At 68.9% G+C, this 26500-nt stretch carries 19 protein-coding genes and 1 pseudogene; 11 read left to right on the top strand and 9 right to left on the bottom strand.

Annotation, left to right across the window (positions count from 1 at the left end):
* Positions 1-2: 2 nt before the first annotated feature.
* The 4 genes from OG322_RS06725 to OG322_RS06710 form a co-directional block, all read right to left on the bottom strand.
* Positions 3-467: a helix-turn-helix transcriptional regulator gene (locus OG322_RS06725; RefSeq protein ID WP_123463161.1), complete on the bottom strand. Its 465-nt coding sequence runs from the start codon at positions 465-467 to the stop codon at positions 3-5.
* 95 nt (positions 468-562) lie between these two features.
* Positions 563-973: a VOC family protein gene (locus OG322_RS06720; RefSeq protein WP_123466183.1), complete on the bottom strand. Its 411-nt coding sequence runs from the start codon at positions 971-973 to the stop codon at positions 563-565.
* A gap of 122 nt (positions 974-1095) precedes the next feature.
* The gene (locus OG322_RS06715; RefSeq protein WP_123466185.1) at positions 1096-1899 is read right to left on the bottom strand and encodes a class I SAM-dependent methyltransferase; all 804 of its coding nucleotides are present in this window, start codon (positions 1897-1899) and stop codon (positions 1096-1098) included.
* Between the two features lie 161 nt (positions 1900-2060).
* A complete protein-coding gene (locus tag OG322_RS06710) occupies positions 2061-4346 on the bottom strand; it encodes an MMPL family transporter (protein WP_329306182.1) in 2286 nt (761 codons plus the stop codon).
* 241 nt (positions 4347-4587) lie between these two features.
* On the opposite strand from OG322_RS06710, the gene OG322_RS06705 reads away from it, so the two are divergent.
* The gene (locus OG322_RS06705; protein WP_123463166.1) at positions 4588-5391 is read left to right on the top strand and encodes a TetR/AcrR family transcriptional regulator; all 804 of its coding nucleotides are present in this window, start codon (positions 4588-4590) and stop codon (positions 5389-5391) included.
* Positions 5392-5712: 321 nt separating this feature from the next.
* Here the strand turns inward: OG322_RS06705 and OG322_RS06700 are convergent, their stop codons facing one another.
* Positions 5713-6177, bottom strand: a complete 465-nt coding sequence (locus tag OG322_RS06700) for an SRPBCC family protein (RefSeq protein ID WP_123463170.1) — start codon at positions 6175-6177, stop codon at positions 5713-5715.
* Positions 6178-6326: 149 nt separating this feature from the next.
* On the opposite strand from OG322_RS06700, the gene OG322_RS06695 reads away from it, so the two are divergent.
* The 3 genes from OG322_RS06695 to acnA all read left to right on the top strand — a co-directional run bounded on the left by OG322_RS06695 (position 6327) and on the right by acnA (position 10870).
* Positions 6327-7058, top strand: coding sequence for a TetR/AcrR family transcriptional regulator (locus tag OG322_RS06695; RefSeq protein WP_260146879.1), 732 nt, complete (start codon positions 6327-6329; stop codon positions 7056-7058).
* A 136-nt stretch (positions 7059-7194) separates the two neighbouring features.
* A complete protein-coding gene (locus OG322_RS06690; protein ID WP_123463172.1) occupies positions 7195-7629 on the top strand; it encodes a VOC family protein in 435 nt (144 codons plus the stop codon).
* Positions 7630-8155: 526 nt separating this feature from the next.
* A complete protein-coding gene (gene acnA, locus OG322_RS06685) occupies positions 8156-10870 on the top strand; it encodes an aconitate hydratase AcnA (protein ID WP_123463174.1) in 2715 nt (904 codons plus the stop codon).
* A gap of 87 nt (positions 10871-10957) precedes the next feature.
* On the opposite strand, the gene OG322_RS06680 is transcribed toward acnA, so the two are convergent.
* Positions 10958-11875 carry an FG-GAP repeat domain-containing protein gene (locus tag OG322_RS06680; RefSeq protein ID WP_306086461.1) on the bottom strand — a complete coding sequence of 306 codons (918 nt, stop codon included), beginning with the start codon at positions 11873-11875 and terminating at the stop codon, positions 10958-10960.
* Between the two features lie 108 nt (positions 11876-11983).
* Complete coding sequence (locus OG322_RS06675; RefSeq protein WP_241200262.1) at positions 11984-12835, bottom strand: FG-GAP repeat domain-containing protein; 852 nt, start codon at positions 12833-12835, stop codon at positions 11984-11986.
* Positions 12836-13160: 325 nt separating this feature from the next.
* Between OG322_RS06675 and OG322_RS06670 the strand changes: the two are divergent.
* From OG322_RS06670 to OG322_RS06660, 3 genes and pseudogenes are all read left to right on the top strand, one after another.
* Positions 13161-13709, top strand: a pseudogene (locus OG322_RS06670) (TIM-barrel domain-containing protein); the annotation flags it as partial.
* Between the two features lie 219 nt (positions 13710-13928).
* Positions 13929-14573 carry a histidine phosphatase family protein gene (locus OG322_RS06665; RefSeq protein ID WP_124285470.1) on the top strand — a complete coding sequence of 215 codons (645 nt, stop codon included), beginning with the start codon at positions 13929-13931 and terminating at the stop codon, positions 14571-14573.
* 239 nt (positions 14574-14812) lie between these two features.
* Positions 14813-15907 (top strand): lytic polysaccharide monooxygenase auxiliary activity family 9 protein, encoded by a 1095-nt coding sequence (locus OG322_RS06660; RefSeq protein WP_329306181.1) that lies wholly within the window; start codon positions 14813-14815, stop codon positions 15905-15907.
* An 82-nt stretch (positions 15908-15989) separates the two neighbouring features.
* Here the strand turns inward: OG322_RS06660 and OG322_RS06655 are convergent, their stop codons facing one another.
* A complete protein-coding gene (locus tag OG322_RS06655; protein WP_124285471.1) occupies positions 15990-16658 on the bottom strand; it encodes a hypothetical protein in 669 nt (222 codons plus the stop codon).
* A gap of 216 nt (positions 16659-16874) precedes the next feature.
* Here OG322_RS06655 and OG322_RS06650 point away from each other — a divergent pair, with 216 nt between their 5' ends.
* Both OG322_RS06650 and OG322_RS06645 read left to right on the top strand, forming a co-directional pair.
* Positions 16875-18464, top strand: a complete 1590-nt coding sequence (locus OG322_RS06650) for a metallophosphoesterase family protein (protein WP_329306180.1) — start codon at positions 16875-16877, stop codon at positions 18462-18464.
* A gap of 74 nt (positions 18465-18538) precedes the next feature.
* The gene (locus OG322_RS06645; RefSeq protein ID WP_329306179.1) at positions 18539-19600 is read left to right on the top strand and encodes a WxL protein peptidoglycan domain-containing protein; all 1062 of its coding nucleotides are present in this window, start codon (positions 18539-18541) and stop codon (positions 19598-19600) included.
* Between the two features lie 108 nt (positions 19601-19708).
* Here OG322_RS06645 and OG322_RS06640 read toward each other — a convergent pair whose 3' ends face one another.
* Positions 19709-23554, bottom strand: coding sequence for a GH92 family glycosyl hydrolase (locus OG322_RS06640; RefSeq protein ID WP_164494458.1), 3846 nt, complete (start codon positions 23552-23554; stop codon positions 19709-19711).
* A 503-nt stretch (positions 23555-24057) separates the two neighbouring features.
* Here OG322_RS06640 and ngcE point away from each other — a divergent pair.
* Together ngcE and OG322_RS06630 are read left to right on the top strand one after the other, a co-directional pair.
* Positions 24058-25503, top strand: a complete 1446-nt coding sequence (ngcE, locus tag OG322_RS06635; protein WP_123463182.1) for an N-acetylglucosamine/diacetylchitobiose ABC transporter substrate-binding protein — start codon at positions 24058-24060, stop codon at positions 25501-25503.
* Between the two features lie 50 nt (positions 25504-25553).
* A complete protein-coding gene (locus OG322_RS06630) occupies positions 25554-26477 on the top strand; it encodes a carbohydrate ABC transporter permease (protein ID WP_123463184.1) in 924 nt (307 codons plus the stop codon).
* Positions 26478-26500: the final 23 nt, after the last annotated feature.

Here is a 26500-nt window from a genome sequence, read left to right as displayed (position 1 = left end):
CATCACGCTAGTTGTGGCTCGGGGGCGGGCGCTTCTCGATTCCTGACCGGTCGTGTCACCTGTTTGGCCACGCAGGGAGGCATCCCCGGCGCGGCGCCCGTCGCACGGCGCCGGTAGATGCTGGGCGGCATCCCGACCAGCTCGGTGAAGCGGGTGCTGAAGGTGCCCAGGGACGAGCAGCCGACCGCGAAGCAGATCTCGGTGACGCTGAGGCCGTCACGGAGCAGCAGTGCCTTCGCGCGCTCGATACGACGCGTCATCAGGTACGAGTACGGCGACTCGCCGTACGCCAGCCGGAACTGGCGGCTGAGGTGCCCTGCGGACATGTTCGCCCCGCGGGCGAGCGCCTCGACGTCCAGCGGCTGCGCGTACTCCCGGTCGATCCGGTCACGGACCCGGCGCAGCAGTGCCAGGTCGCGCAGCCGCTGCTCCGCGGCGCGGGCCCGCGCCCACGAGGGATGACACACGAGCGGACTCCTTCTCTTGGCGACGACTGCCGACGGCTGGTGATCGATGCCGATGGCTGTCGACGGGTGCCGATGGGTGCCAATGGCGGCGCGGCTCAGCGGAGTTCCTGGATGCGGACCATGTTGCCCGCGGGATCGCGGAAGGCGCAGTCGCGGATTCCGTACGGCTGCTCGGTCGGCTCCTGGACGACCTCGGTGTCGCCGGCCTGCACCTTCTCGAAGGTTCCGTCGAGGTCCCGGGTGGCCAGCAGGATCCATCCGTAGGTGCCCTTGGCCATCATCTCGGTGATGGTGCGGCGCTCGTCCTCGGTGACCCCGGGGTCGGCGGCCGGGGGCGCCAGGAGAATGGACGTGTCGGGCTGGCCCGCCGGGCCGACCGTGATCCAGCGCATCCTGCCCTGCCCGACATCACTGCGGACCTCGAAACCGAGGGTGTCGCGGTAGAAGGCCAGGGACGCGTCCGGGTCGTCGTGCGGGAGGGCGCTCGTGTGAATGGTGATGTCCATGACGATCAGGCTACGCGCGGTCCCGCGAACCGCGCTTCTCGAATCCTGACCGATCCGGCCGTCCGTCGCACCGCCCGCGGTCCCGCCGCCGCGCACCCCCTGGCCCGATCCTCCCGGACCGGTTACGGGCGCCGTCCCCAGGCGGAGATCATCGGGGCCGTCGCCAGATCGAGGCCTCCGGTGGCGACGTTCGACAGATGGAGGTCGACGTCCTCGTCGGTCGCGATCCCCGCGGCCACGAGCCGGCCACGGATCTGCCGGACGGTCGCAGCCTCAAGAACGGTGCAGGCCGGCGAGGTGATCGGGAAGTAGCCGTCCGCCCGCACGTCGAGCAGGCCGGCCTCGCGCAGCCGCCGGGGCAGTGTCCGGCCGTACGAGAGATCGGCACCGCGCGCCGCCATGAGCTCACGGAACCCGGACCGCAGACGGTTGGCCAGCCGCTGCTCGGGGCCCGACTCGTCCGGGCACAGCAGAGGCTGCAGCCCCGGATCGGCGTCCTCCAGCAGCAGTACACCACCGGGTCGCAGCGCCTGGACCATGCGGCGCAGTGCCTCGGCGCGGTCGACGACGTGCACCAGGACCAGCCGGGCGTGCACCAGGTCGAAACCACCCGGCGGCGGCGGGTCGGCCGCGACGTCGTGGCGCAGTACTTCGACGACGTCGGAGGCGGCCTCCTGGGCCCAGGACACGTCGATGTCGGTGCAGACCACCTGCCCGGCGGCTCCGACCCGTTCGGCGAGACCCGCGGGAACGGAGGGGCCGCCGGCCCCGACCTCCCAGCACCGCATGCCCTCGGTGATGCCGATCCGGTCGATGTGCCGGAAGGTCACCGGATCGAACAGCTCGGCCAGCGCGCCGAACCGGATGCCCGCCTCCGACTGCTGGTTGTCGAGCAGATACCCGTGGTCCTTGCCGTGCTCGGTCATGCCCTGCCCCATCGTCTCTCTCCGTCCGCCGGATTCGTCCGCCGGACTCGAAGTCCACCATGCCCGGCACCGTCCGGCCCTGCCCGTCCGGCCCCGCGCGACTGTGCCCGCCTCCGGGGCATGGGGGAGGCGGGCACTTCGTGGGGCGTGGTCGCGTGTGATCAGACCTGCGTCGAGTCCTTCACGTACGGCTCCTTCACGTACGGCTCCTTCACGTACGGCGACTCGGTCACGGAATCCGGCCCGGCCGGGGCCGCGGCTGCCGGTTCGGGCGCGGGGCCGCCCTCGCTGAGGCCGAACCGCCCGTGGAGCTTGCGCAGGAAGCCGGGCGCGTACCAGGCCGACCGGCCGAGCACCCGCATCGCGGCGGGCACCAGGATTCCGCGTACCGCCACGGCGTCGATGAGGATGGCGAGGCCGCTGCCCAGGCCGAACAGCTGCATGAAGCTGAGTTCGGCCGTCCCGAAGGCGAAGAAGCTCACCGCGAGGAGGCAGGCCGCCGCGCTGACGATGCGTCCGGTGTGCCCGAGACCGTTGGTCACGGCGGACTCGTTGTCCTCGCCCAGGTCGTGGAGTTCCTTGATACGGCTGGTGACGAAGACCTCGTAGTCCATGGAGAGGCCGAAGGCGATGCAGAACATCAGCACGGTCATGGACACCTCCATCGGCTGCGCTGTGAAGCCGAGCAGGGAGGAGAGGTGGCCGTCCTGGAAGATCCAGGTCATGACGCCGAGGGTCGCTCCCAGGCTGATCAGGTTGAGCACCAGCGCACGCAGCGGCTGCACGATGCTGCCCGTGAACAGGAAGAGCAGAAGGAACGTGGTGAGGACGACCAGGGCCACCGCGATCGGGAGGCGATCAGCGATCGAGCCCTTGGCGTCGACCAGCACGGCGTCGGTGCCGCCCACCAAGGCGTGCGACCCGGCGGGCGGGGCGAGCGCCCGCACCTCGTCGACCAGGCTCTGGGACTCGTCCGACTTCGGTGGCAGGCCGCTCACCACGTTGACCCGCTGCGCGTCGGGGCGTCCGAGAGCGGTGTTGCCCGCGCCGGCGGCGGTGGGCCGTCCACCGGTGTAGGTGCCCGCACTGGTCTCGACCCGCACGACGCCCTTGAGCCCGGACAGTTCGACCGCGTACGACGTCAGAGGGGCCTTGCTCACGGATGTGTCGATGACGACGTGGAGTGCCGCGTCGTCATTGCCGTTGAACTTCTTCCGCAGGACCGACGAGACCTGGCGGCTCTCGGCGTCCGAGGACAGCACACGTTCGTCCGGGGTGCCGAAGGTGATGCCGAGGAGCGGGCTCGCCGCGACCAGCAGGACCGCGAGCACGGGCAGCGCGGTGAGCGCGGGCCGCCGCATGACGGTCCCGGCCAGCCGTCCCCACATCGGGGTCCGGGTGGCGGAGCGGCCCGGGTTCGCCCACGGCAGCCGCCCGCTGTTGACCCGGTGGCCCAGGACGACGAACAGGGCAGGCATGACGAACAGGGTGCTGAAGGCCGCGACGGCGACGACCCCGACCCCGGCATAGCCGAACGAGCGCAGGAAGTACTGAGGGAACACCAGGAGCGCCGCGAGCGCGGCCGCCACGGTCGCGGCGGAGAACGCGACCGTACGGCCCGCGGTGCTCACCGTCCTCCGGACGGCGTCGTCCACGCTCGCCCCGGTCGCGAGCTGTTCCCGGAACCGGCTGATCATCAGCAGGGCGTAGTCGATGCCGAGGCCGAGCCCCAGCGCCGTGGTCAGGTTGACCGCGAAGACGGAGACATCGGTGACGCTGCCGAGGAGGAAGAGCTCCGCGAACGTGCCCGCGATGGCGATGATTCCGATCACCAGCGGCAGCAGGGCGGCGACCAGGCTGCCGAAGACGATCAGGAGCAGCACAAGGGTCAGCGGTACGGCGATGCCCTCGGCCAGGAGCAGGTCCTCGCCCGACTGCTTCCCCATCTCGCTGGTCACGGCGGCGGCGCCGCCCGCCCGGATGGTGAGCGCGTCCTTGTAGGGCCCGGTGTAGGCGTCGATGACACTCTTGGCGTTCTCGTCCCGCTCGGTGTCGTCCCCCTTCACATGGGCGAGCACCATGGCTTCGCGGCCGTCCGCGGAGCGGAGGGCGGGGCTGCCCGTGTCCCAGAACGAGACGACGTTCTCCAGGTTCCTCTCCTTCTTGAGGCCGGCCAGCAGGGCCCGGCCGCTCTGCTGGGCGGCCGGGGCGTCGACGCGGCCCTCGGAGGCGCGGACCAGCAGGACCAGGTTCGTCTCCCCGCCGAACTTCTCGTCGATGACCTTCCCGGCCCGGGTGGACTGGGAGGCCGGGTCGTCGTAGCCGCCCCCGAGCAACCTGCCGAACGCGCCGGAGCCCAGGACGCCCATGAGGGCAACAGCCACTACGGCGACGATGAGTATCAGCCTGGGCCGGCGAATCGCCAGTTCGGCTATGCGTTCAAACACGCACGATCTCCTTAGGTCTCATGGCGGTGAAATCGGCCTGAAACGGCCTGAGTTGCAAGGGGCTGCTGCCGGTGCGGCGCTCCGCGAAGCTCTTCACCGGTCCGAAGCAGGTGCGGTGTCGCACTCGTTGTCGCCGTGAGTGACGTTAGTGAGGAGACCGAAGATTTGGCAGTGTTAGATTTTCTTCACGGGCGGCAAGTTCTTCTTGCTCCGCATACGGCGGCCGCCGTACGGTCGCCATATGCCTGCCGACGAACACGCAACGGCCCCGCCCACCCTGCGCCAGCGCCGCCGGGCCGCCGCCACCCAGGAGATCCTGGACGCCGCCGAGCGCCACATCACCGAGAACGGTCCCGCGGCCCTGTCCCTGCGCGCGGTCGCCCGCGATCTCGGGATGACGGTGCAAGCGCTCTACCACTACTTCCCGAGCCGCGAGGCTCTCGTCACGGAGCTCATCACCAAGGCGTACGGTGACCTGGCCGATGCCGTGCAGGCTGCCGTCGACACCGCGGCGGACGACCCGGCCCTGCCGCGCCTGGTGATCGCGGCCGAGGGCTACCGCCGATGGGCCGTCGCCCACCCCGAGCGCTTCCAGCTTCTCCACGGGACGCCGCTGCGGGACTACGCGGCCCCCGTCGAGGGCCCGACCACCCAGGCGATGCGCCGGATGAGCGCGATCTTCGAGCGTGAGATGTTCGCCGGGTTCACCGAGGCGCAACTCGCCGCCGCCGAGACCCCCGCGCTCTCACCCTCGCTCCGGAAGTATCTGGAACAACTGCCCCACTACGGTCTGGGATATCTGCCGCCGCCCGCGACCGCTCTCCTGCTGAGCGCGTGGGGGCACCTGAACGGCCTTGTCATCCTGGAGGTGTTCGGGCACACCGCCTTCCTCGGCGACCACCAGGCCGAGATCTTCCGCATCGCGATGCGGAACCTGCTGGACGACGTCCACCGCCAGATCCCCGGGCGCGTGGGCGCGGATGTGAAAGGTGGCGTGGACGTGGGTGTGAACGTGAGCGCGCCGCATATCGAGCGGTCGGATTAATCTGTTGGTGCGGCGCGCTGCCTGGCGTTGGGTGCGTGGCCACAACCGGACGTCACCGAGGCGGTGTTGCGACGCTGCTCGAACTGATGGTGTCGGTGACCTATCCCGTGAGCCCCGCCGCGACAGGGCTCGGGCGACGCCCCTTCATGACGCTCGGCACCGAGACCTCGCACAGCCCCGACAGTGCGCATACCGACTGGCCCGAGGCGCGGGAGCACTCGGAGGGCTGGAAACGCCGGCTGACCGTGACCGGCGCCGAGCACTTCTCCTTCACGGACCTGCCGTACCCGGCCGGTCAGCCCGGGCTGTCGGACCCCGCACCTAAGGGCTGTCCGGGTGCAGGTCGCCCCGGTCGTCGAGGTCGTTCAGGACCGCGGGCAGGCCCCTGGTGAGCATCTTGGTGCGGACCGTGCCAAGGATCTTGGACATGAACAGGCCTCCGGCACCGGTGAAGCCGGTGTGGTCGTAGGTGAAGCGTGTGCCCGCTCCCCGGGCCTCGATCCGGTAGGCGACCTCGGTGATCGCCCCGCCGCCCTCGTCCTGCCAGGAGAACCGCAGCAGCGACGGCTCGACCACCTCAAGGACCTCGCACACCACGACGCCGCTCCAGCCGGGCTTGGGCTTGGCGACGAACGTGAACCGGTTGCCCACGGCCGCCTCGAAGCCCTCCGGGCGCGCGCCCGCTCCGGTCGCCGTCCACAGTGGGATCAGCTGCGGATCGGTGACCGCGCGCCAGACCTTCTCCGGGGCGTGGGGGTAGTCGCGGACGATGTGGATCTCACTCATGGGAGGACTCCTCTTCGGGGCGGGGGTCTGTGGGGCCGACGTCCGGCGGGGCGGGAGGCCGGCGGAGGGTGGCGAGCAAGGCCATTAATTACAGTAGCTATAAATTTACTGTAACGGAAATAATATGCCGACTGGATTATGCTGCGATCATGAGCATGCGCACAGTGGACTGGGCGGCCCTGCGGCCCCGGGGTCAGGAACCCGCGAGCGAGGGCCTGCGGGAGCGCAAGAAGCGGCTGATGCGTCAGCAGTTGTCCGACACGGCGACGGAGATGTTCCTGGAGCGGGGCTTCGACGCGGTCCGGGTCGCCGAGGTCGCTCAGGCCTGCGGGGTGTCGGAGAAGACGGTCTTCAACTACTTCCCCACCAAGGAGTCCCTGCTCCTGGATCTGGGCGAGGCAACCATGGACTCCCTGCGCCGGACCCTGACCGATCCGGGCCTGCCGCCGGTCGAGGCGGTGCAGGCGATCCTGGCCCGGGAGTTGGAGGGCATCACCTCCTGGCTCGCCGCGCAGGCCGACACCGCCGAGGCGAAAGCCCTGCTCATGCGTTTCGGGATGCTGATCAGGTCCACGCCGTCCCTGCGGGCCTACCGGCGGGACATGTCCGACCGGCTGGTCGCGGCGGCCGCCGGGATCCTGGCTGAACGCACGGGGGCGAACCCGGACGACCCCGAACCGCAGATCGCCGCGACCGCCCTGCTCGGCCTCTGGCCCGTCCAGTTCCAGGCCCTGCGCCGGCACCTGGGGCGCGATCTCGCCCCCGACCGGCTCCACCGGACCATCACCGCCGACGTGGCGCGCGCGGCCCGGCTCATCGGCGAGGGGCTGAACACCTTCGGCCCGACCGGTGAAACCGCCCGTGCCGAACGGACCGGCTGACGCCACGGCCCCATGCCCGGGGCTGCCGCTCGGCGAGCATGGGGGATTGCGGCCCCAGGGCTTTCGCCACGAGACCTTCCGCCGGATGAACTGTTATTTCTCAGCGAGGATCAGCACGCGCCACTACGGTGGACCGATGGCGTCGATCAAGCAGTTCCAGGTCACCTTTGACTGCGCAGAACCTGAGCGCGTCGCTCGCTTCTGGTGCGAGGTGCTGGGGTACGACGTACCTCCGCCGCCGGAGGGGTTCGCTGCATGGGACGACTTCGACCGCTCGCTGCCGCCTGAGCGTCAGGGTGCGGCGTTCTTCTGCCATGATCCCTCGGGTGTGGGTCCGCGGCTGTTCTTCCAGCGCGTCCCCGAAGGCAAGGCCGTCAAGAATCGGCTTCACCTCGACGTGCGGGTCGGCGCCGGGCTCGTGGGTGAGGAGCGCCTCGCCGCGCTCGAAGCCGAGTGCGCACGGCTGGTCGCGCTCGGCGCGGTACGTCTGCGCGTACTGCTCGCCGATGGCTACGACGAGTCCTGTATCGGGATGCAGGACATCGAGGGCAACGAGTTCTGTCTCGACTGAGGGCCGCGAACGCGTCCTCCGCCGAACCGTCCGGTACAGGCCCCCGAAATCCCACCCCGCGACCGGCGCAACGGCCCGCCGTGGCCGCGTCCTCGAAGCCGGCCGTCGCACGCTCCGGCGGCGGACGCCGATGTCGCTCACCTGCGGCGTCCATGTACGACACCTCGACGTACGGTCCGGCAGGAGCTGCCCAGCCGGTGCGGCCACCCGGCGCCCCCTCGGTGCGATCACCCGCGCGACCGGGTTCACTGGGGCGGAAGGCGAAACGACTGGGATCGCTGCGTAAGCGCCTCGGCCGGATGGGAGCGGCCGCGAGCCCTGACATGACCCTTCCCCGGCGATGTACTAGAGTTATCTCGACATCGAGATATATGCCGAAGGCGCACAGCGGGCCGCCGCACGGTAAGGGCTACCTAACTAAGCCTTACCTTAGCGGATGGCCGGGTGGCTGTAGGCAGCACCACGCGGCGCCCGCCGTAGTGAGGCGCGGCGCGGAGTTACGCGCACATTGATGAAGGAGACTGTCGTGTCGGCGAACAGCTTCGACGCCCGCAGCACGCTGCGCGTGGGCGACGAGTCGTACGAGATCTTCAAGCTGGACAAGGTCGAGGGCTCCGCGCGCCTCCCTTACAGCCTGAAGGTGCTGCTGGAGAACCTGCTCCGCACGGAGGACGGCGCGAACATCACCGCCGACCACATCCGGGCGCTCGGTGGCTGGGACTCCCAGGCTCAGCCCAGCCAGGAGATCCAGTTCACGCCGGCCCGCGTGATCATGCAGGATTTCACCGGTGTGCCCTGTGTCGTGGACCTCGCCACCATGCGTGAGGCCGTCAAGGAGCTCGGTGGCGACCCGGCGAAGATCAACCCGCTCGCCCCGGCCGAGCTGGTCATCGACCACTCCGTCATCGCCGACAAGTTCGGCACCAACGACGCGTTCGCGCAGAACGTCGAGCTGGAGTACGGCCGCAACAAGGAGCGCTACCAGTTCCTGCGCTGGGGCCAGACCGCCTTCGACGAGTTCAAGGTCGTCCCCCCGGGCACTGGCATCGTCCACCAGGTCAACATCGAGCACCTGGCCCGCACCGTCATGGTCCGGGGCGGCCAGGCGTACCCCGACACCCTCGTCGGCACCGACTCGCACACCACCATGGTCAACGGCCTCGGCGTGCTGGGCTGGGGCGTCGGCGGCATCGAGGCCGAGGCCGCGATGCTCGGCCAGCCGGTCTCCATGCTCATCCCGCGCGTCGTCGGCTTCAAGCTGACCGGCGAGCTCCCGGCCGGCACCACCGCCACCGACCTCGTGCTGACCATCACCGAGATGCTCCGCAAGCACGGCGTCGTCGGCAAGTTCGTCGAGTTCTACGGTGAGGGCGTCGCCGCCACCTCGCTCGCGAACCGCGCCACCATCGGCAACATGTCGCCGGAGTTCGGCTCCACCGCCGCGATCTTCCCGATCGACGACGAGACGCTGAAGTACCTTCGCCTGACCGGCCGCGACGCCCAGCAGGTCGCGCTCGTCGAGGCGTACGCCAAGGAGCAGGGCCTCTGGCTCGACCCGGCCGCCGAGCCGGACTTCTCCGAGAAGCTGGAGCTCGACCTCTCCACGGTCGTCCCCTCCATCGCCGGCCCGAAGCGCCCGCAGGACCGCATCGTCCTCGCGAACGCCAAGGCCCAGTTCGCCCAGGACGTGCGCAACTACGTCTCGGACGACGAGGAGGCGGGCAAGGAGTCCTTCCCGGCCTCCGACTCGCCGGCCGCGTCCAACGGCGTCCCGTCGAACCCGGTCACCGTGACCGCCCCCGACGGCACCTCGTACGAGCTCGACCACGGCGCCGTCACCGTCGCCGCGATCACCTCCTGCACCAACACCTCGAACCCGTACGTCATGGTCGCCGCGGCGCTCGTGGCGAAGAAGGCCGTCGAGAAGGGCCTGACCCGCAAGCCGTGGGTCAAGACCACCCTCGCTCCGGGCTCGAAGGTCGTCACCGACTACTTCGACAAGGCGGGCCTGACCCCGTACCTCGACAAGGTCGGCTTCAACCTCGTCGGCTACGGCTGCACCACCTGCATCGGCAACTCCGGCCCGCTGCCGGAAGAGGTCTCCAAGGCGGTCAACGAGCACGACCTGGCCGTCACCTCGGTGCTCTCCGGCAACCGTAACTTCGAGGGCCGGATCAACCCCGACGTCAAGATGAACTACCTGGCCTCCCCGCCGCTGGTCGTCGCGTACGCCATCGCCGGTTCGATGAAGGTCGACATCACCAAGGACGCCCTGGGCATCGACCAGGACGGCAAGCCGGTCCACCTCGCCGACATCTGGCCGACCGAGGCCGAGGTCAACGAAGTCGTCGCCAACTCCATCGGCGAGGACATGTTCAACAAGTCCTACCAGGACGTCTTCGCGGGTGACGCCCAGTGGCAGGCGCTCTCGATCCCCACCGGCAACACCTTCGAGTGGGACTCCGAGTCCACCTACGTGCGCAAGCCCCCGTACTTCGAGGGCATGACGATGGAGACGACCCCGGTCGAGGACATCACCGGCGGCCGCGTCCTCGCGAAGCTGGGCGACTCGGTCACCACCGACCACATCTCCCCGGCCGGTGCGATCAAGGCCGACACCCCGGCCGGCAAGTACCTCACGGAGCACGGCATCGAGCGCCGTGACTTCAACTCCTACGGCTCGCGCCGTGGCAACCACGAGGTCATGATCCGCGGCACGTTCGCCAACATCCGCCTGCGCAACCAGATCGCGCCGGGCACCGAGGGCGGCTTCACCCGCGACTTCACCCAGGCTGACGCGCCGGTGTCGTTCATCTACGACGCCTCGCAGAACTACCAGGCCGCCGGGACCCCGCTCGTCATCCTGGCGGGCAAGGAGTACGGCTCCGGCTCGTCCCGCGACTGGGCGGCCAAGGGCACCGCGCTCCTGGGCGTCAAGGCCGTCATCGCCGAGTCCTACGAGCGCATCCACCGCTCGAACCTCATCGGCATGGGCGTCCTCCCGCTCCAGTTCCCGGAGGGCGCGACCGCCGAGTCCCTCGGCCTCACCGGCGAGGAGACCTTCTCCTTCACCGGCGTGACCGAGCTGAACAACGGCACCACCCCGCGCACCGTCAAGGTCACCACCGACACCGGTGTGGAGTTCGACGGCGTCGTCCGCATCGACACCCCCGGTGAGGCGGACTACTACCGCAACGGCGGCATCCTGCAGTACGTGCTCCGCAGCCTGATCCGCAAGTAGGGATCAGCAGCAGCACGGCGAGAGGGCCGCATCCCCGGTGACGGGGTGCGGCCCTCTCTCATGTTCCGGAAGGAACTAACACACGGCTCAGAAGAGGAACTTGTAGCTGTTCCAGCCGCTCGTGCCGACCTTCACCTTGGCCGCGTACGGGACGGTGGCGTTGCCGGTGCCCCTGTACAGCCACAGTGCGCCGGCCTTGTCGCGGGCGAGGAGGTCGGTCCGGCCGTCCTCGGTGATGTCACCCGTGGAGACCAGCCGGTTGAACTGGTTCCAGCCGCTGCCGATCTTGGTGCGCTTGGCGAACGGCGCCTTCTGGTTGCCGGTGCCCTTGTACAGCCACAGGACGCCGGACTTGTCGCGGGCGACGATGTCGTTCTTGCCGTCGCCGTTCAGGTCGCCGTTGCCGGCGATCTCGCTGTAGATGTCCCAGCCATAGCCCACCTTGATGCGGCCCGTCACCTTGCCGGTGCCGTAGCCGAGGTAGACGTAGACGTTGCCCTTGGTGTCGCGGGCGAGGATGTCGCCCGCGGCGGCGCCGCCGATGTTGCCGGGGGAGACGATCTTGTTGTAGGTGTTCCAGCCGTAGCCGACCTGGACCGGCTTGTCGCTGCCGAACTTCAGGTAGCCGAGGTTCCCGTTGTTCTCGCGGAACCAGAGGCCGTCGCTGTCGCCGTTGCTCTTTGCCACGTTGGCGACCTGGAGCATGGCGTTGACGCCCGTCCAACCCGATCCGTTGAGGCTGCGGGCGGTGAGCCCGCCCTTGAGGTTCGACCTGTAGGCGTAGGCGTTCCCCGAGGAGTTGACGCCGAACAGGGCGAAGTTGGGGGCGACGGCCGCAGCCGCCTTCGCGGCCGCTGCGGACGGCTGCGCCGCCGCGCTGAGCGACGGCTGCGGGGAGTCTGCGGCCACGGCGGAGGTGCCGGTGGCGACGAGGGCGGCGGTGAGCGCCGCGGCTGCCGCGCGAGCGGCTGTGCTTCTGTGGTTACGGCCAGAGGTTTTGGCCACGAAGTACTCCATGGATCGTGATCGGTCGTGGCCCGCCGCGAGTTGACGGCGGGCCACGGATTCAGCCGAATCGTGTCACGACTTTGGGCGTAAAACCTGTCCTTTTGATCAGAAGAGCAGGCGGTAGGTGTTCCAGCCCGACGTTCCGATGATCGCCTTCGGCTTGTACGGGGTGGCGGCGTTGCCGGTGCCCCGGTACAGGTAGAGCTCGCCCGCGGCGTTCCGGGCGACCAGGTCCGCGGTGCCGTCCAGGTCGATGTCACCGGGGGCGAACACGGTGTTGTACTGGTTCCAGCCGCTGCCGATCTTGGTGCGCTTGGCGTACGGCGCCTTCTGGTTGCCGGTGCCCTTGTACAGCCACAGGACGCCGGACTTGTCGCGGGCGACGATGTCGTTCTTGCCGTCGCCGTTCAGGTCGCCGTTGCCGGCGATCTCGCTGTAGATGTCCCAGCCGTAGCCGACCTTGATGCGCTTGGTGACCGTGCCGTCGCCGTACCCCAGGTAGAGGTAGAGGTCGCCCTTGGTGTCGCGGGCGAGGAGGTCACCGGCCTCGGCGCCGCCGAGAGTGCCGGGGGACACCAGCTTGTTGTAGCTGCCCCAGCCGTAGCCGACCTTCTTCGCCGCGGAGTTGTCGTTGGCGTAGTAGTGGATGTCGCCGTTGGTGCTGAGCTGCCAGCGGCCGTCCGCGACGTTGTCGGCATTGTTGTCGACCCGGCCGAGGAACTTGACGTTCTTCCAGCCCTTGTCGAGCTCGACACGCTTCTCGAGGCCGCCGTCGCCGGACGGGGTGTAGTAGTACGAGGTGCCGGCGCTGTCCAGACCGGCGATGCCGAACATGGGCGCGTCGCCCGGCTCGGCGGCGAAGGCCGCGGTACCGGTGCCGACGAGGGCCGCGGTTATCGCGGCGGCGGCGAGACGGGTGGCAGCCCGTCCGGGCCGACGGCCAGAAGTCTTGGCCACGTGTGTTCTCCATGGGTGGTGGGACGAGGCGTGACGCGCCGCGGGATACGGGGACACGCCACGGAATTGGGGTGATCCTTTCACGAGTCCCTCACGTGTCCAAGGGTTTGGCGAAATGATGCCACCGCGACATCTTCGCCCGGATATGCGGGTGTTGCGGGATCGGGCGAGGTCAGGGGAACGCGAAGTGGCGGGTGGGCAGGGGCAGCAGGGCCCGGATGGGGCGGCCGGGGCGGATGGGGCGGCCGGGGCGGACGAGGCTACCCCCGGTGTGCCGCGATCAGTCCGGCATCGAGCAGCAGAGCGTCCCGGCCGCCCAGGTGATGACGCGCTGCGCGGCGGCCTCTCGCTGAGCCTGTCCGGCTTCGGCTTCTGGAGCCACGACATCGGCGGCTTCGAGGGCACCCCCGACCCGGCGGTCTTCAAGCGCTGGCTCGCCTTCGGGCTGCTCACCTCGCACAGCCGCCTGCACGGCTCCTCGTCCTACCGGGTGCCGTGGGAGTTCGGCGACGAGGCGGTCGCGGTCGCCAAGCAGTTCACCGAGCTGAAGCACCGGCTGATGTCCTACCTGTACGGGGCGGCCGTCGAGGCCCACCGCACCGGCGTCCCCACCATGCGCCCGATGCTGCTGGAGTTCCCCGACGACCCGGCGGCCCGCACGGTGGACCGCCAGTACCTGGAGCTGCGCGTGTACGTCCACGCGTCCCTGGGCGACTTCACCCGCACGGTGACCGTCCCCGACCTCACGGGCGCCCCCGCCGCCACGTACGAACTGGTCCGCGAGGGCGGCACACTCCGCGTCACGGCGGACACGGGCCGGCCGTACGAGGTCGTGGTCGTCGGCGACGTGTCGCTGAACGTGGCCAAGGGCTGAGGACGCGGTCGTCCCCCTCGGTCCATGGCGCGGGACGCACGGAGCGGGAGAAGCGGCGATGTGCCGCATCCTGTTCCCTCCGGGCGCGCCGCCCCTGTCGCCACGGCCGGAATGCGATCGTGGATCAGCGAGTGTGCACCATTGACAGCATGGGAAGCCGGCCGGCTTGACGGGCGGCTTCCGTGAGCGGAATCGGCACAGAGAGCGGATGGCCTCCACATGGGCGAGTTGATCCTGATCCGGCACGGCGAGACGGAGTGGTCCCGCAACGGACAGCACACGAGCCACACCGACCTGCCCCTGACGCCCCTCGGCGAACGCCAGGCCCGTGCCCTCGCGCCGCTGCTCGCGGACCGCGACATCGCCCTCACCCTGGTCAGCCCCTCCGTGCGGGCCCGGCGCACCGCCGAACTCGCCGGGCTCGCCGCGCCCCGGATCACCCCCGAGCTGCGCGAGTGGGACTACGGCGGCTACGAGGGCATCACCACCCACGACATCCACCTCACCCGCCCCGGCTGGAACCTCTGGACCGACGGCGTCACCGCCGGCCCCGAGGCGCACCCCGGCGAGACCCCCGCAGAGGTCGGGGAGCGGGCCGACCGGGTACTGGCCGAAGTCCGGGAAGCGGCCGGACGGGCCGGGGACGAGGACATCGCGCTCGTCGCCCACTCCCACTTCCTGCGCGTCCTGACCGCCCGCTACCTCGGCCTGACCCCCGCCGAGGGCACGCTCTTCCAGCTCGCCACGGGGGCGGTGTCCCGGCTCGGCAGGGAGCACGGTCAGCCGGTCATCACGGCATGGAACGTGACCCTGCCGGAGAGCCTGTTGCCCACGGCGGTACCCGAGATCCCGGAACGGGCCTGAGGGTGAACGGAGTTGCGCGTCAGGACGAGCCGTCCCTGACGGCCGCGCGGCCACGGGCGTGAGCGTCGGGAAACGGGACCCAAGCGTTTACAGTCCGGCACCGGAGCGCTAGCCTCCCCGAGCAGTGGGAGCGCTCCCAAGCGTGCGGGCGCAACTCGGTACAGCGCAGCCCGCCACCGCACGACCCGAACGTTGTTCCGCCAATCCCCCCGGACGACAGCAGCGAAGGGACGTACCTCGTGATCCACCGATCGAGCCGCCGATTACTGATCGGGGGCCGGCTCCTGGCCGGTACCCGCAGCAGAGCCCTGCTCCTCACCCTGCTCGCCCTCCTCACGGCCGTCCCCGCCCTCGGGCTGGTCGTCGTCATCTCCGGCAGCCGGGCCGAGGCTCACGGCACGCCGATGAAGCCCGCCAGCCGCACCTTCCTGTGCTGGCAGGACGCGCTCACCGGCACGGGGGAGATCAAGCCGGTCAATCCCGCCTGCCGGGCCGCCGCGCGGGAGAGCGGGACCACGCCGTTCTACAACTGGTTCTCCGTGCTCCGCTCCGACGGCGCGGGCCGTACCCGGGGCTTCGTGCCGGACGGCGAGCTGTGCAGCGGCGGGAACCCCAGCTTCACCGGCTTCAACACGCCCGGCGCCGACTGGCCGCTGACGCATCTGACCTTGGGCGCGACCGTCGACTTCGCGTACAACGCCTGGGCCGCGCACCCCGGTTCGTTCTACGTGTACATCACCAGGGACGGCTACGACCCGACGCAGCCGCTCACCTGGGACGACATGGAGGAGACCCCCTTCCTCACCGTCGATCACCCGCCGCTGAACGGGAGTCCGGGGACGGTGGAGGCCAACTACTCCTGGTCCGGGACGCTTCCGGCCGGCAAGGACGGCCGCGACGTCATCTACATGGTGTGGCAGCGCTCCGACAGCCAGGAGACCTTCTACTCCTGCTCCGACGTGGTCTTCGACGGCGGCAACGGCGAGGTGACCGGGGTCAAGGACCCGACGACCCCGACCGAACCGCCGCCCGGACGGTGCACCGCGACACCCACCATCACCAACAGGTGGAGCGGCGGTTACCAGTCCGAGGTGACGGTCACCAACTCCGGCGACGTACCGATGCTCGGCTGGATGGTCGGCTGGACCCAGCCGGACGGGCAGAGCGTGGACAGCCTCTGGAACGGTGCGACGACCGTCCAGGGCCAGGAGGTGATGGTCCACAACGCGGACTGGAACGGATCGCTCGATCCGGGTGAATCCGCGGCCTTCGGATACGTCTCCGCCGGCGGTGACCCCGATCCCGCCACCGAACTCGCCTGCACGGTGGGGTGAGAACGCGGACGGCCGGCATCTCGTGGGGAGACACCGGCCGTCCGTGCGGGACCCGGCGGTTCAGGAGATCGGCTCCGTCTTCCTAGAACTCGTCCAGCCACACCACGATCCCGGTGTGCCCCGTCAGTACCGCCGCGGCGCCCGCCCGAATGGCGGCCGCGCAGCGGGCGTCGGTGAACGAGGCGGGGTCGTACGTCGAGGACATGCCGAGTCCCTCCCCGCGGAACGAGGCCCCCGACCAGTCGACCGCCGTCACGTTCTCGGTGGGTTCGGCGAGTTCCGCCCCCACCACCAGGAACTCCTGGGCGAGATGGCTCGGGCTGACGGTCGTCAGGGGATCGATGAGGTCGTTGCCCGCACTGACGACGAGATCCGGGTGCAGGTCCAGCGCCCGGTTGACGGCGGGCAGGAGGTCGGCGGCGCCGGACGCGGTCACGGTCCGCAGGTCCACGTCCGCGTCCTTCGCCCATGCCTTCACCGCCTTCGCCAGGGTCTTCGCCGGACGGTCGCTGCCCGCGCTGAGCAGGACGACACGGGTGCCGGGGGAGGGCCGGACTCCTGACCACGAACCCGGGCTCGGCGTGAGCGTCGACTCCGGCGCGGGTGACCCGTGCGGACCGGTGAATCCCGCCCCCAGTGCGCCGACGGCGGAGGGGCCGGGGCGCCGCTGTGACCAGTCGTCGCCCGAAGCGCATCCGGTGAGCAGGGCTGCGGCCACCAGCAGTACGGCGGCCAGGGGCGGGCGGTGCAAGGCGATCGTCCTCCGGGAGGGGGTGCAGCGGCCGCCCGGCGGGGAGCGGGAGGGAGCCGGTACGGAGCAGCGTTTTCCCACATCCTGCTCGTCCGTTCCACACGATCTCCACCGATCCGACCCGCATCGAACGTTTGTTTCCTCATGGTTCGTCAATCGGTCGGCATCGGTTCATCCACAACCAGCACGGTGCACGGGCAACCCCAAAGGAGACCCATGTCGCACCGTGTCCGCCGCCTGCTGCTCGTCTTCGCCGCGGCGGCCTTCCTCTTCCTCGGGCTCGTCCGGCCCGCCGCCGCCCATGGCTTCACCTCCGTCGTATACGCGCACGTCGCCGCCGACGGTGAGGGCCCGCTCCGGACCGAACTGAAGCTGGAGTACGACCTGCTCGTCGTCTCGGCCGCCGACGCCGGTTCCGACGACCCCCTCAACAACGAGTCCCAGTGGAACTCCTTCCTGGCGCCCGACCAGCTGCGCCAGTACCCGTGGGCCGCCACCATCGGCAACCACGACGTCGGCGGCAAGGCGTACGAGCAGCACTTCTCGACGCCGAACACGGACAACTCCGGTGCGCTGTACGCCAACGGCAACCCGGCGTCCGACACCTCGGGCGGAAACTACTGGTACATCTACAAGGATGTGCTGTTCATCGACCTCAACAGCAACAGCTACGCCACCTCCCAGGGCGGCGGAGGCGACGCGGCGCACACCGCGTACGTCACGGACGTCATCAACGAGCACGGCTCCGAAGCCAAGTGGAAGGTGCTCGTCTACCACCACTCGATCTACTCGCCGGCCTCGCACGCCAAGGACAAGGACAACAAGGCCCGCCGGGTCGACTTCCCGACGACCTTCTCCAAGCTGGGCGTCGACATGGTCCTGCAGGGCCACGACCACAGCTATTCCCGCAGCTACCTCATCAAGAACGGCGAGAAGGCCGATCCCGGGGAGCAGCCCGGCGCGGCCGACGTCTACCCCGGCCCCGGCGGCGTCCTCTACGTCACGGCCAACTCGGCCTCGGGTTCCAAGTACTACGACATCACCAAGCCCGACTCCAGCGGCACCAGCGGAGCGGGCAACGGCGCCGACCCGCTGAACCCGGACAGCTACTGGTACAACTCCGTCCAGAACCAGGAGCACGTCCGCAGCTACGTCAAGGTCCAGGTCCGCGACGAGAAGCTCGTCGTGGAGAACATCCGCAGCGGCAGCTGCGACGCTCCCAACTCCCAGGTCTCCAAGGGCGACTGGTGCAAGAACACCACCGCCGCCCAGCCGGTCGGCTCGGTCGTCGACAAGGTGAGCGTCCACCCGTACAACGGTGACGGCCAGTCCCTCCAGGTGAACGTGCCGAAGCCGGCTCCGGGCGAGTTCGGCTGGACCATCGACGGCTACAACGGCCTGGTGGACCTCGGCACGGCCAAGGAGGAGAACGGTGACCACTTCACCGCCTCCGGCAAGATCAACCCGATTCTCGTGTCGGACACCCGCCGCTCCCTCTCCCCGTGGGCGGTCTCGGCCGGTGTGAGCGAGTTCAAGGACGCCGGGAAGACGTTCGGGGGCTCCTACCTCGGCTGGTCGCCGTACCTCCTCGACCAGGGCGCCGGCGCCAAGGCCGGTGCGTCGGTCCCCTCCGGCTACGGCGGCAAGGGTGACGGCCTGGCCCTCTCCCGGGGCCTCGGCTCGGCACCTCAGGGGCACGCCCGCGGCACGGCCAAGCTGGGCGCCGACCTCGACCTGAAGATCCCGGACTCCGTCCAGAAGGGCGGCTACCGCGCCACCCTCACGATCACCGCGCTGAGCAGCTGACCCTCCCCGCTCCACCGGCGTGGCAGGCTCCGGTACGCCGCAGCCTGCCACGCCGCCGTTCCGAGAGAGACCCCATGCACGCAGTGGCACCACCTCGCCGCACCGCCGCCCTCCGCACCGCCCTCCTGGTCCTCCTCGCGGCCCTGGCGTTCGGCACGTCCACCGGCCCGGCACGGGCGGCCGGGGGCGACGTCACCTGGACGGTCCGGACGGCCGCGAACGACTATGGGCAAGACCGGTCGAGCTTCGGCTACGCCGTCAACCCCGGCGGTGCGGCCGAGGATGCCCTGGTCGTGGCCAACCGCGGCACCGAGCCGTTGAGCCTCGCCGTCTACGCCGCCGACGGATTCACGACGGATATGGGCCGGCTCGACCTCCTCACCGAGGGGAAGAAGTCCCACTCCATCGGCTCCTGGGTCCAGGCCGGCCGCAAGAGCGTCCGGATAGCCCCGGGGAAGAGCGCCGAGATCCCCTTCACCGTCAAGGTCCCGCGCGACGCGCCCCCCGGCGACTACGTGGGCGGCATCCTGACGTCGCTCAAGCAGTCCGACGACACCGAGGGCATCGCTGTCGACAGGCGCCTCGGCATCCGGATCAAGCTGCGTGTCAGCGGCGCCCTGCGGCCCGCGCTCGCCGTCGAGGACGTGCACGTCGACTACCGGGGTTCCGCCGGTCCGTTCGCCCGGGGCGACGCCACGGTGACCTACAGCCTCCACAACACCGGCAACGCGCTGCTCTCCGGCACCCAGAAGGTCACCCTCACCGGCCCCTTCGGGACGCTGAGCACCGAGGCCGGCCGCATCGCCGCGCCGCCGGAGCTGCTGCCAGGCGAGCGCTGGAAGGTCACGGTCCCCGTCCACGACGTCACCCCGGCCTTCCGGCTCACGGCCGCCGTCGCCGTCACCCCGCTCGTCACCGACGCCGCAGGCTCCACCACCGCCCTGGATCCCGTCCGGACCACGGCCCACGGCTGGGCCGTCCCCTGGGCCCTCCTGCTGCTCCTGGTTCTCGTCCTGGGCGCGGCCGCGGCGGCGTTCGTGCTCGTCCGGCGGGGCCGCGTCCGGCGCGCACGGCGTGAGGAGGAGCGGGTGCGTGAGGCAGTGGAGCAAGCCCTGCGGGACAAGGCAAGCCGGTAGAGCCGGCTGGGCGGGGTCGCGTCACCCGGGCCCGACGGGCCGGTCGCACACACGGGAACGGGCCGCCCGGTGTGCGGGCGGCCCGTCCTCATGCGGTCGGCGGGTGACTCAGGAGATCAGCTCGATCTCCGCCAGCGTCGCCGTCTCCGCGCACACCAGCCGGTAGTGCGCGTAGGAGCCGGGGGACTTCACCGTGAAGGCCCTCGTCTGCTTGTCCCAGGCGAAGGTCTGGTCGGACCGCTTGTCGAGGTCCTTCCAGGCCGTGCCGTCCGCGGATCCCTGCAGGACCCAGCCCGTCGGAGCCTTCGCCGCCGTGGCCGAGGTCAGCGTGTACTGGACCGCCTTCGCGCCCGCGGGGGCCGGCAGCTCCACCGACTCGACCTGGGCCGAGGTCGCCGAGGTGTTGTCGAACAGGGTGCCCGCGCCCTTCAGGACGTCCTTCTTCGGCGACGGCACCTTGTCGTCCTTGGTGATGGAGACCGGGGCGGCGTCCTTGCCGGTGCCCCAGGCCGACGGCTTGGAGCCCATGTCGAAGTCCAGCACGCCGCCCTTGGCCAGCAGGTCGTGCGGCAGCGAGGTGGACGTCCACTTCTTGCCGTTCACCTTCAGGCCCTGGACGTAGATGTTCTTCGCGCTGTTCTTCGGCGCCTTGACGACCAGGTCGCGGCCGTTCTCCAGGTGCACCGTGGTCTTGGTGAACAGCGGGGAGCCGATCGCGTACTCGCCGCTGCCCATGACCAGCGGGTAGAAGCCGAGCGAGGAGAAGAGGAACCACGCCGACTGCTCGCCGTTGTCCTCGTCGCCGTGGTAGCCCTGGCCGATCTCGCTGCCCGTGTACAGGCGGCTCAGGACCTCGCGCACCTTCTCCTGCGCCTTGTAGGGCTGCGACGCCGCGTCGTACATGTACGTGACGTGGTGCGCGACCTGGTTGCTGTGGCCGTACTGGCCCATCCGTACGTCACGGGCCTCCGTCATCTCGTGGATGACGCCGCCGTAACTGCCGACGAACTCCGGGCCCGCCGTCTCGGGGGTGGAGAAGTACGTGTCCAGCTTCTTGGCCAGACCGTCCCGGCCGCCGTAGAGGTTGGCGAGGCCGCGGCTGTCCTGCGGGGCGGTGAACGCGTAGCCCCAGCCGTTGGTCTCCGTGTAGTCGTAGCCCCAGACCCGCGGGTCGAACTGGTCGGACGGCAGCCGCCAGTCGCCCTTGGGGTCCTTGCCCTGGAAGAAGCCCGCCTTGCTGTCGAACAGCTCGACGTAGTTGCGGGCCCGGTTCATGAAGTACTCGGACTCGTCCTTGTAGCGCTGCTTCTTCGTCTTCTTGTAGAGCGCCTCGCCCATCTGCGCGATGCCGTAGTCGTTGAGGTAGCCCTCCAGCGACCAGGACAGGCCCTCGTGGGTCGAGGTGTCCGCGTATCCGGCGAAGGGCGAGGTCTCCATGCCCTTGCGGCCGACGCCCGAGGTCGGCGGGACGACCGTGGCGTTCTTGAGGGCCGCGTCGTACGCCGCCTCGGCGTCGAAGTCCACGCCCTTGACGTAGGCGTCGGCGAACGCGACGTCCGACGAGGTGCCGGTCATCAGGTCCGAGTAGCCGGGCGAGGACCAGCGGGAGATCCAGCCGCCGTCCTTGTACTGCTGGACGAAGCCGTCCACCATCTCGCCGGCCTTTTTCGGCGTGAGGAAGGAGTACGCCGGCCACGTCGTCCGGTAGGTGTCCCAGAAGCCGTTGTTGACGTACACCTTGCCGTCGACGATCTTGGCGCCGGTGTGGGTCGGGGTGTCCGAGCCGACCTGCGGTGAGAAGGGCGAGGCGTACTTGTCCTTGCCGCCGACCTTCTCGAAGCCCGAGTTCGGGTAGAGGTAGAGCCGGTACATGCTGGAGTACAGCGTGGTCAGCTGGTCGGCGGACGCGCCCTCGACCTCCACCTTGCCCAGCAGGTCGTCCCAGGCGCCCTGGGCCTTGTCCTCGACCCGGCCGAAGGAGCGCGAGGCGGGGATCTCCGCGGCCAGGTTCTGCTTCGCCTGGTCGATGCTGATCAGCGAGGTGGCCAGCCGCAGGTTGACGGTACGGTCCTTGCCCGCGTCGAAGCGGAGGTAGCCGGTCACGTCGTCGCCACCGCCGCCGGAGAGCTTCCCGCTGCTGGTGACGGGGGCGTCGAAGACGCCGTACACGAAGAGCCGGGTGGCACCGGTCGAGCCGCCGCTCTTCACATCGGAGAACCCGGTGAAGGAGCTGGTCTTCGGGTCGAGGGTGAGCCCGCCGTCGTTGGAGACGTTGTCGAAGACCATGCTCGCGTCCTTGCCCGGATACGTGAACCGCATCCGCGCCGCGTGGTCGGTCGGCGTCATCTCGGCCTTGAGGCCGTTCTCGAACGTGACCCCGTAGTAGTGGGGCCTCGCCGTCTCGTTCTCGTGCCTGAACGGCAGCGCGCGTGCCGTGCGCGACGCGTCCGGGGTGCCGGACGCGGCCGACGGCATCAGCTGGAAGGTCTGCCGGTCGCCCATCCAGGGGCTCGGCTCATGGCTGGCGCTGAAGGCCTGCAGGGTGGGCAGGTTGTCCTCGTTGTTGCCCTTGGCGTAGTCGTACAGCCAACTCGTCGATCCGGCGTTGGTCACCGGGGTCCAGAAGTTGAAACCGTTGGGGACGGCGGTGGCGGGGAAGTTGTTGCCGCGGGAGAAACTGCCGCTGGAGTTGGTGCCGCGGACGGTCGAGGCGTAGTCCGACAGGTGCGCCTTGCGCTTCTGCGGCGCCTTCGGGGCGATCTTGACGTCGTCGATCCAGCCCTGGAACTTCGACGGGCCCTTGGGGGAGTCGTACGCGACGAGAATCCGGTCGACCGTCTTGCCCGCCGCGACCGTGCCGATCTGCGAGTCGACCTTGTTCCACTGGTTGACGTACAGCCGCTTGGCGTCGGCCTGGCCCTGCGGGGTCAGCAGACCGCCGTTGGAGTCGGTGGCGCGCAGCTCGCTCAGGTACGTGCCGTCGGTGAACGCCAGGTCCACCGCGACGTGCGTGGCCGGGTAGGACAGGTCCGTCTTGCCCATCTGGGGGTAGACCAGGTAGGAGAGCTCGGTGTCCCGGGTGACGGCCGTGTTGACGTCGAAGACCTTGTTGTACGAGTAGGCCCGGCCGTCCGCCTTGTGCGTACCCGCGTAGCGCAGCGCCTTCATTCCGGTGAAGCCCGCGCCGGCCTTGGCGGTGGGGGAGCCGGAGGGCCCGCGGTCGATCTGGCTGCGCATGTCGTCGGGGGCCGGGGCCGAGGTGTCCCCGTCGGAGAACTGGACGTCGGCGAGCTGGGTCGCGTCACCGGCGCCGTTGTTCTTCGTGATGTCCAGGCGGAAGTGCTGGTAGGCCTTGTCCGTCGTGAAGTCGTAGGACTTGGTCTGGAAGCGCTCGGAGAAGGTCTGGCCGGTCCGGGAGTCCAGGTCCGTCCAGCTCTTGCCGTCCTCGGATCCCTGCAGCGTCCAGTCCTTCGGGTCCCGCTCGTCGTGGTCGTTGGCCGAGGTCAGCGCGTACGTGACGACCTTGACCGGCTCGGAGAGATCGAACTCGGCCCAGGCGGTGGGCTTGAAGGACAGCCACTTCGTACCGGATTCACCGTCGACGAGGTTTTCCTTCACCTCGCCGCCGCCGGTGTTCTCATCGCTTGCACGGACATCTGTGACCTTGTCCGTCACATTGCCCGGTATTCCGGCGGAGAAGCCGCCATCGATACCCGATGTCCGCTTCTTTCCGTCAGGGCCTTCTTCGACGGTATTGCGCCAGTCCGGCTGCTTCTCGTCCGCCTCGAACGATGAACTGAATATCCGGTCGCCCGAAGGCTTATGACCCTTTTCTCCTGACCCGGCCGACTGAGCGGCGGCCGCCGTGGGGGCTGTCACGACCAGGACCAGTGAAGCCGCGATCAGCGCGGCCGTACTGTTTTGTCTCTTGCGAGAACCGTGTCGGGGCTGCATGCCGAGCCATTCCTCCCGAGGAAGTGCGCTTGGACAACGTTGTCAGAAGCGTGCGCAAGAACTAGTAGGGAGTGAAGTGGCTGGTGGTGTCAAGGGTGTTGGATGAGAGCCCGTAGTCGAATCGACCGTATTGCGGAAATCGTTACATCCGGAGGAGGCCGTGAGGTGCCGAGGTATCCGTGAGGTCTCAACTCGGGAAAGACTGCCGCCCAAACCTGCATTCGATCTTGCTCAGTTGGCCGCAAGTGGACTATACCTGTCGGCATCTGCACAGCTTTTTTTCAACTGTGCGACAGGGGGGACAACGGGGGCAGGGCAGCTCGACGCGCCGCAGGCGCGTCCGGTGGCCGGTCCCCCCGACGCCCCCCACTGCAATGGCTAGCCTGAAATCTGCACCACCCAAGCGCAACCGACCGCGGTGGCGGGGCCCTTCGCCTTAGGCGAATATCGATGGGCGACCGGTACAACACCGCCTGAGTCCTGTAGAAGGCGAGGACTTGAGCATGGGATCCACCTCCGCCCACAAGAATGAGGGCCTTGGCCGTCGCGACGTGATCAAGCGGTCTGCCGCACTCGGTCTGATCACCGTCCCGACAATGAGCTTCCTGTCGGCGTGTGCGAGTAGCGACAGCAGCAGCGACGACACGGTCAAGAAGGGCAAGACCAGCGCGAAGAACCCGCTGGGCGTCAATGACACGGCCGGTCTCGACGTGGTCATCTTCGACGGCGGCTTCGGTCAGCAGTACGCGATCGACGCGGAGAAGCAGTACACCGCGGCGTTCCCCAAGGCCAAGGTCAAGCACACCGCGACGCAGAAGATCCAGTCGCAGCTGCAGCCGCGGTTCAACGGTGGCACCCCGCCGGACCTGATCGACAACTCGGGCGCCGAGCAGATGGACATGGGTGTCCTCGTCGGCAAGAAGCAGCTGCTCGACCTGACGCCGCTGATGGACGCCCCGTCCTTCGACGACCCGAGCAAGAAGGTCCGCGACACCCTGCGCCCGGGTGTTCTGGAGATGGGTCAGTTCGACGGTGACCCGGTCTGGATCATGTACTACGCCTACACCGTGTACGGCGTCTGGTACTCGCAGACCGCGCTCGACAACCTGGACGCCCAGTACCCCGAGAACTGGGACGACATGCTCGCCCTGTGCGAGAAGGCGAAGAAGAAGGGCATCGCCGGCTGGACCTACGCCGGTAAGTACCCCTACTACCTTCCGTTCTCGCTCTACCCGTTCATCGCCAAGATCGGCGGCCGGGAGGTTCTCGACAAGATCGACAACCTGGAGCCGAACGCCTGGAAGGACCCGGCCGTCAAGTCGGCGTTCGAGGCGTACTACGAGCTGTACAAGAAGGGGTACATCCTCAAGGGCACCCCGGGCCTGACCCACATCCAGTCCCAGACCGAGTGGACCAAGGGCAAGGCGCTCTTCATCCCGAACGGTTCGTGGGTGGAGAACGAGGCGGCGCCGACCACGCCCAAGGACTTCAAGATGATGGTCGCGGCGCCGTCCAGCCTGGACTCGTCCGACAAGCTGCCGTTCGGCACCCTCTGGGCGTCCGGCGGCGAGCCCTTCATCGTCCCGGCCAAGGCGAAGAACCCCGAGGGCGGCATGGAGCAGCTGCGCATCATGCTCTCCGAGGAGTCCTCGAAGAACTTCACCAAGCAGGTCAAGTCGCTGAGCGCCTACAACGGCGGCACCGATGGTCTCACCCTGTCCACGGCCATGCAGGCCGGCGTCGACGTCCTGAAGAAGGCCGGCGCCAACGTGGTGAACCCGCGTATGCAGGACTGGTACGCCAAGCTCCAGAAGGAGCAGATCGGCACGGCGGGCATCGGCGAGATGATGGCCGGGCGCCTGACTCCGGCCGAGGCCATCAAGAAGATCCAGGGCTTCGCGGACGCCGCGGCCAAGGACCAGTCCATCAAGCACTACAAGCACCAGTGAGTAACCGTCACCAGCGGCGGCACCCGCGGAAAGATCGGGGTCGGTAAACGATGCAGCACGGCAAGTACCGCTTCATTGTGGGATTCTTGGTAGTCCCACTGGTGTTGTACGCGGTCTTCGTCATCTGGCCGTTCATCCAGGCCATCTACTATTCGTTCACGGACTGGACCGGTCTGAGCCCCGACTTCAAGATGGTCGGCTTCGACAACTACACCAGGATGCTGAAGGACGACATCTTCTGGAAGTCCTTGCAGCACAGTGTGCTGCTTGTGCTGCTGCTGCCGCTGGTGACGCTGGGCCTCGCGCTCTTCTTCGCCTTCATGCTCAATGTCGGGGGCCGGCGGCGCAAGAACGCCGCGGTCTCCGGCGTGCGGGGTTCGGGTTTCTACAAGATCGCCTATTTCTTCCCGCAGGTGCTCTCGATCGTCATCGTCGCCCTGCTGTTCCAGTTCGCGTTCAACCCGCGCAGTGGAATGCTGAATTCGGCGCTCAAGGGAATCGGGCTCGGTTCCATTCAGCCGGACTGGCTGGGTGACCCCAGCCTGGCGCTCATCTGCGTCATGTCGGTGCTGATCTGGTCGACGGTCGGATTCTTCGTCGTCCTCTTCTCCGCCGGAATGGCCTCCATCCCGAAGGACTTCTACGAGGCGGCGCTCCTGGACGGGGCCAGCCGCGTCACGACGTTCTTCAGGATCACCCTGCCGCTGCTCTGGGACACCGTGCAGTCGGGCTGGGTCTACATGGGCATCCTGGCGCTCGGGGTCGAGGCGTTCACGGCCGTACAGGTCATGACCGTGGGCCCCGGCGGCCCCGACTACGCGACCACCGTCCTGCCGTTGTACGTCTACCAGACGGCCTTCCGCGACGGTCAGGCCGGATACGCGACGACGATCGGTGTCGGACTGCTCCTCATCACCATGGCGTTCGCCGCCATCGTGATGCGACTGGGCCGGCGCGAGCGGCTGGAGTTCTGATGCCGTGCTCCCCGGGGCGCGGC

This window comes from Streptomyces sp. NBC_01260, from assembly GCF_036226405.1.
Lineage (GTDB): Bacteria > Actinomycetota > Actinomycetes > Streptomycetales > Streptomycetaceae > Streptomyces > Streptomyces laculatispora.
This window is presented reverse-complemented; position numbering and strand designations above follow the sequence as displayed.

What these genes read in the sequence shown, in the direction of transcription:
- OG322_RS06720 (WP_123466183.1), bottom strand. Translation starts at nt 973, where the DNA reads ATGGACATCACCATTCACACGAGCGCCCTCCCGCACGACGACCCGGAC.
- OG322_RS06715 (WP_123466185.1), bottom strand. Translation starts at nt 1,899, where the DNA reads ATGACCGAGCACGGCAAGGACCACGGGTATCTGCTCGACAACCAGCAG.
- OG322_RS06705 (WP_123463166.1), top strand. Translation starts at nt 4,588, where the DNA reads ATGCCTGCCGACGAACACGCAACGGCCCCGCCCACCCTGCGCCAGCGC.
- OG322_RS06700 (WP_123463170.1), bottom strand. Translation starts at nt 6,177, where the DNA reads ATGAGTGAGATCCACATCGTCCGCGACTACCCCCACGCCCCGGAGAAG.
- OG322_RS06695 (WP_260146879.1), top strand. Translation starts at nt 6,327, where the DNA reads ATGAGCATGCGCACAGTGGACTGGGCGGCCCTGCGGCCCCGGGGTCAG.
- OG322_RS06690 (WP_123463172.1), top strand. Translation starts at nt 7,195, where the DNA reads ATGGCGTCGATCAAGCAGTTCCAGGTCACCTTTGACTGCGCAGAACCT.
- OG322_RS06665 (WP_124285470.1), top strand. Translation starts at nt 13,929, where the DNA reads ATGGGCGAGTTGATCCTGATCCGGCACGGCGAGACGGAGTGGTCCCGC.
- OG322_RS06650 (WP_329306180.1), top strand. Translation starts at nt 16,875, where the DNA reads ATGTCGCACCGTGTCCGCCGCCTGCTGCTCGTCTTCGCCGCGGCGGCC.
- OG322_RS06645 (WP_329306179.1), top strand. Translation starts at nt 18,539, where the DNA reads ATGCACGCAGTGGCACCACCTCGCCGCACCGCCGCCCTCCGCACCGCC.
- OG322_RS06640 (WP_164494458.1), bottom strand. Translation starts at nt 23,554, where the DNA reads ATGCAGCCCCGACACGGTTCTCGCAAGAGACAAAACAGTACGGCCGCG.
- ngcE (WP_123463182.1), top strand. Translation starts at nt 24,058, where the DNA reads ATGGGATCCACCTCCGCCCACAAGAATGAGGGCCTTGGCCGTCGCGAC.
- OG322_RS06630 (WP_123463184.1), top strand. Translation starts at nt 25,554, where the DNA reads ATGCAGCACGGCAAGTACCGCTTCATTGTGGGATTCTTGGTAGTCCCA.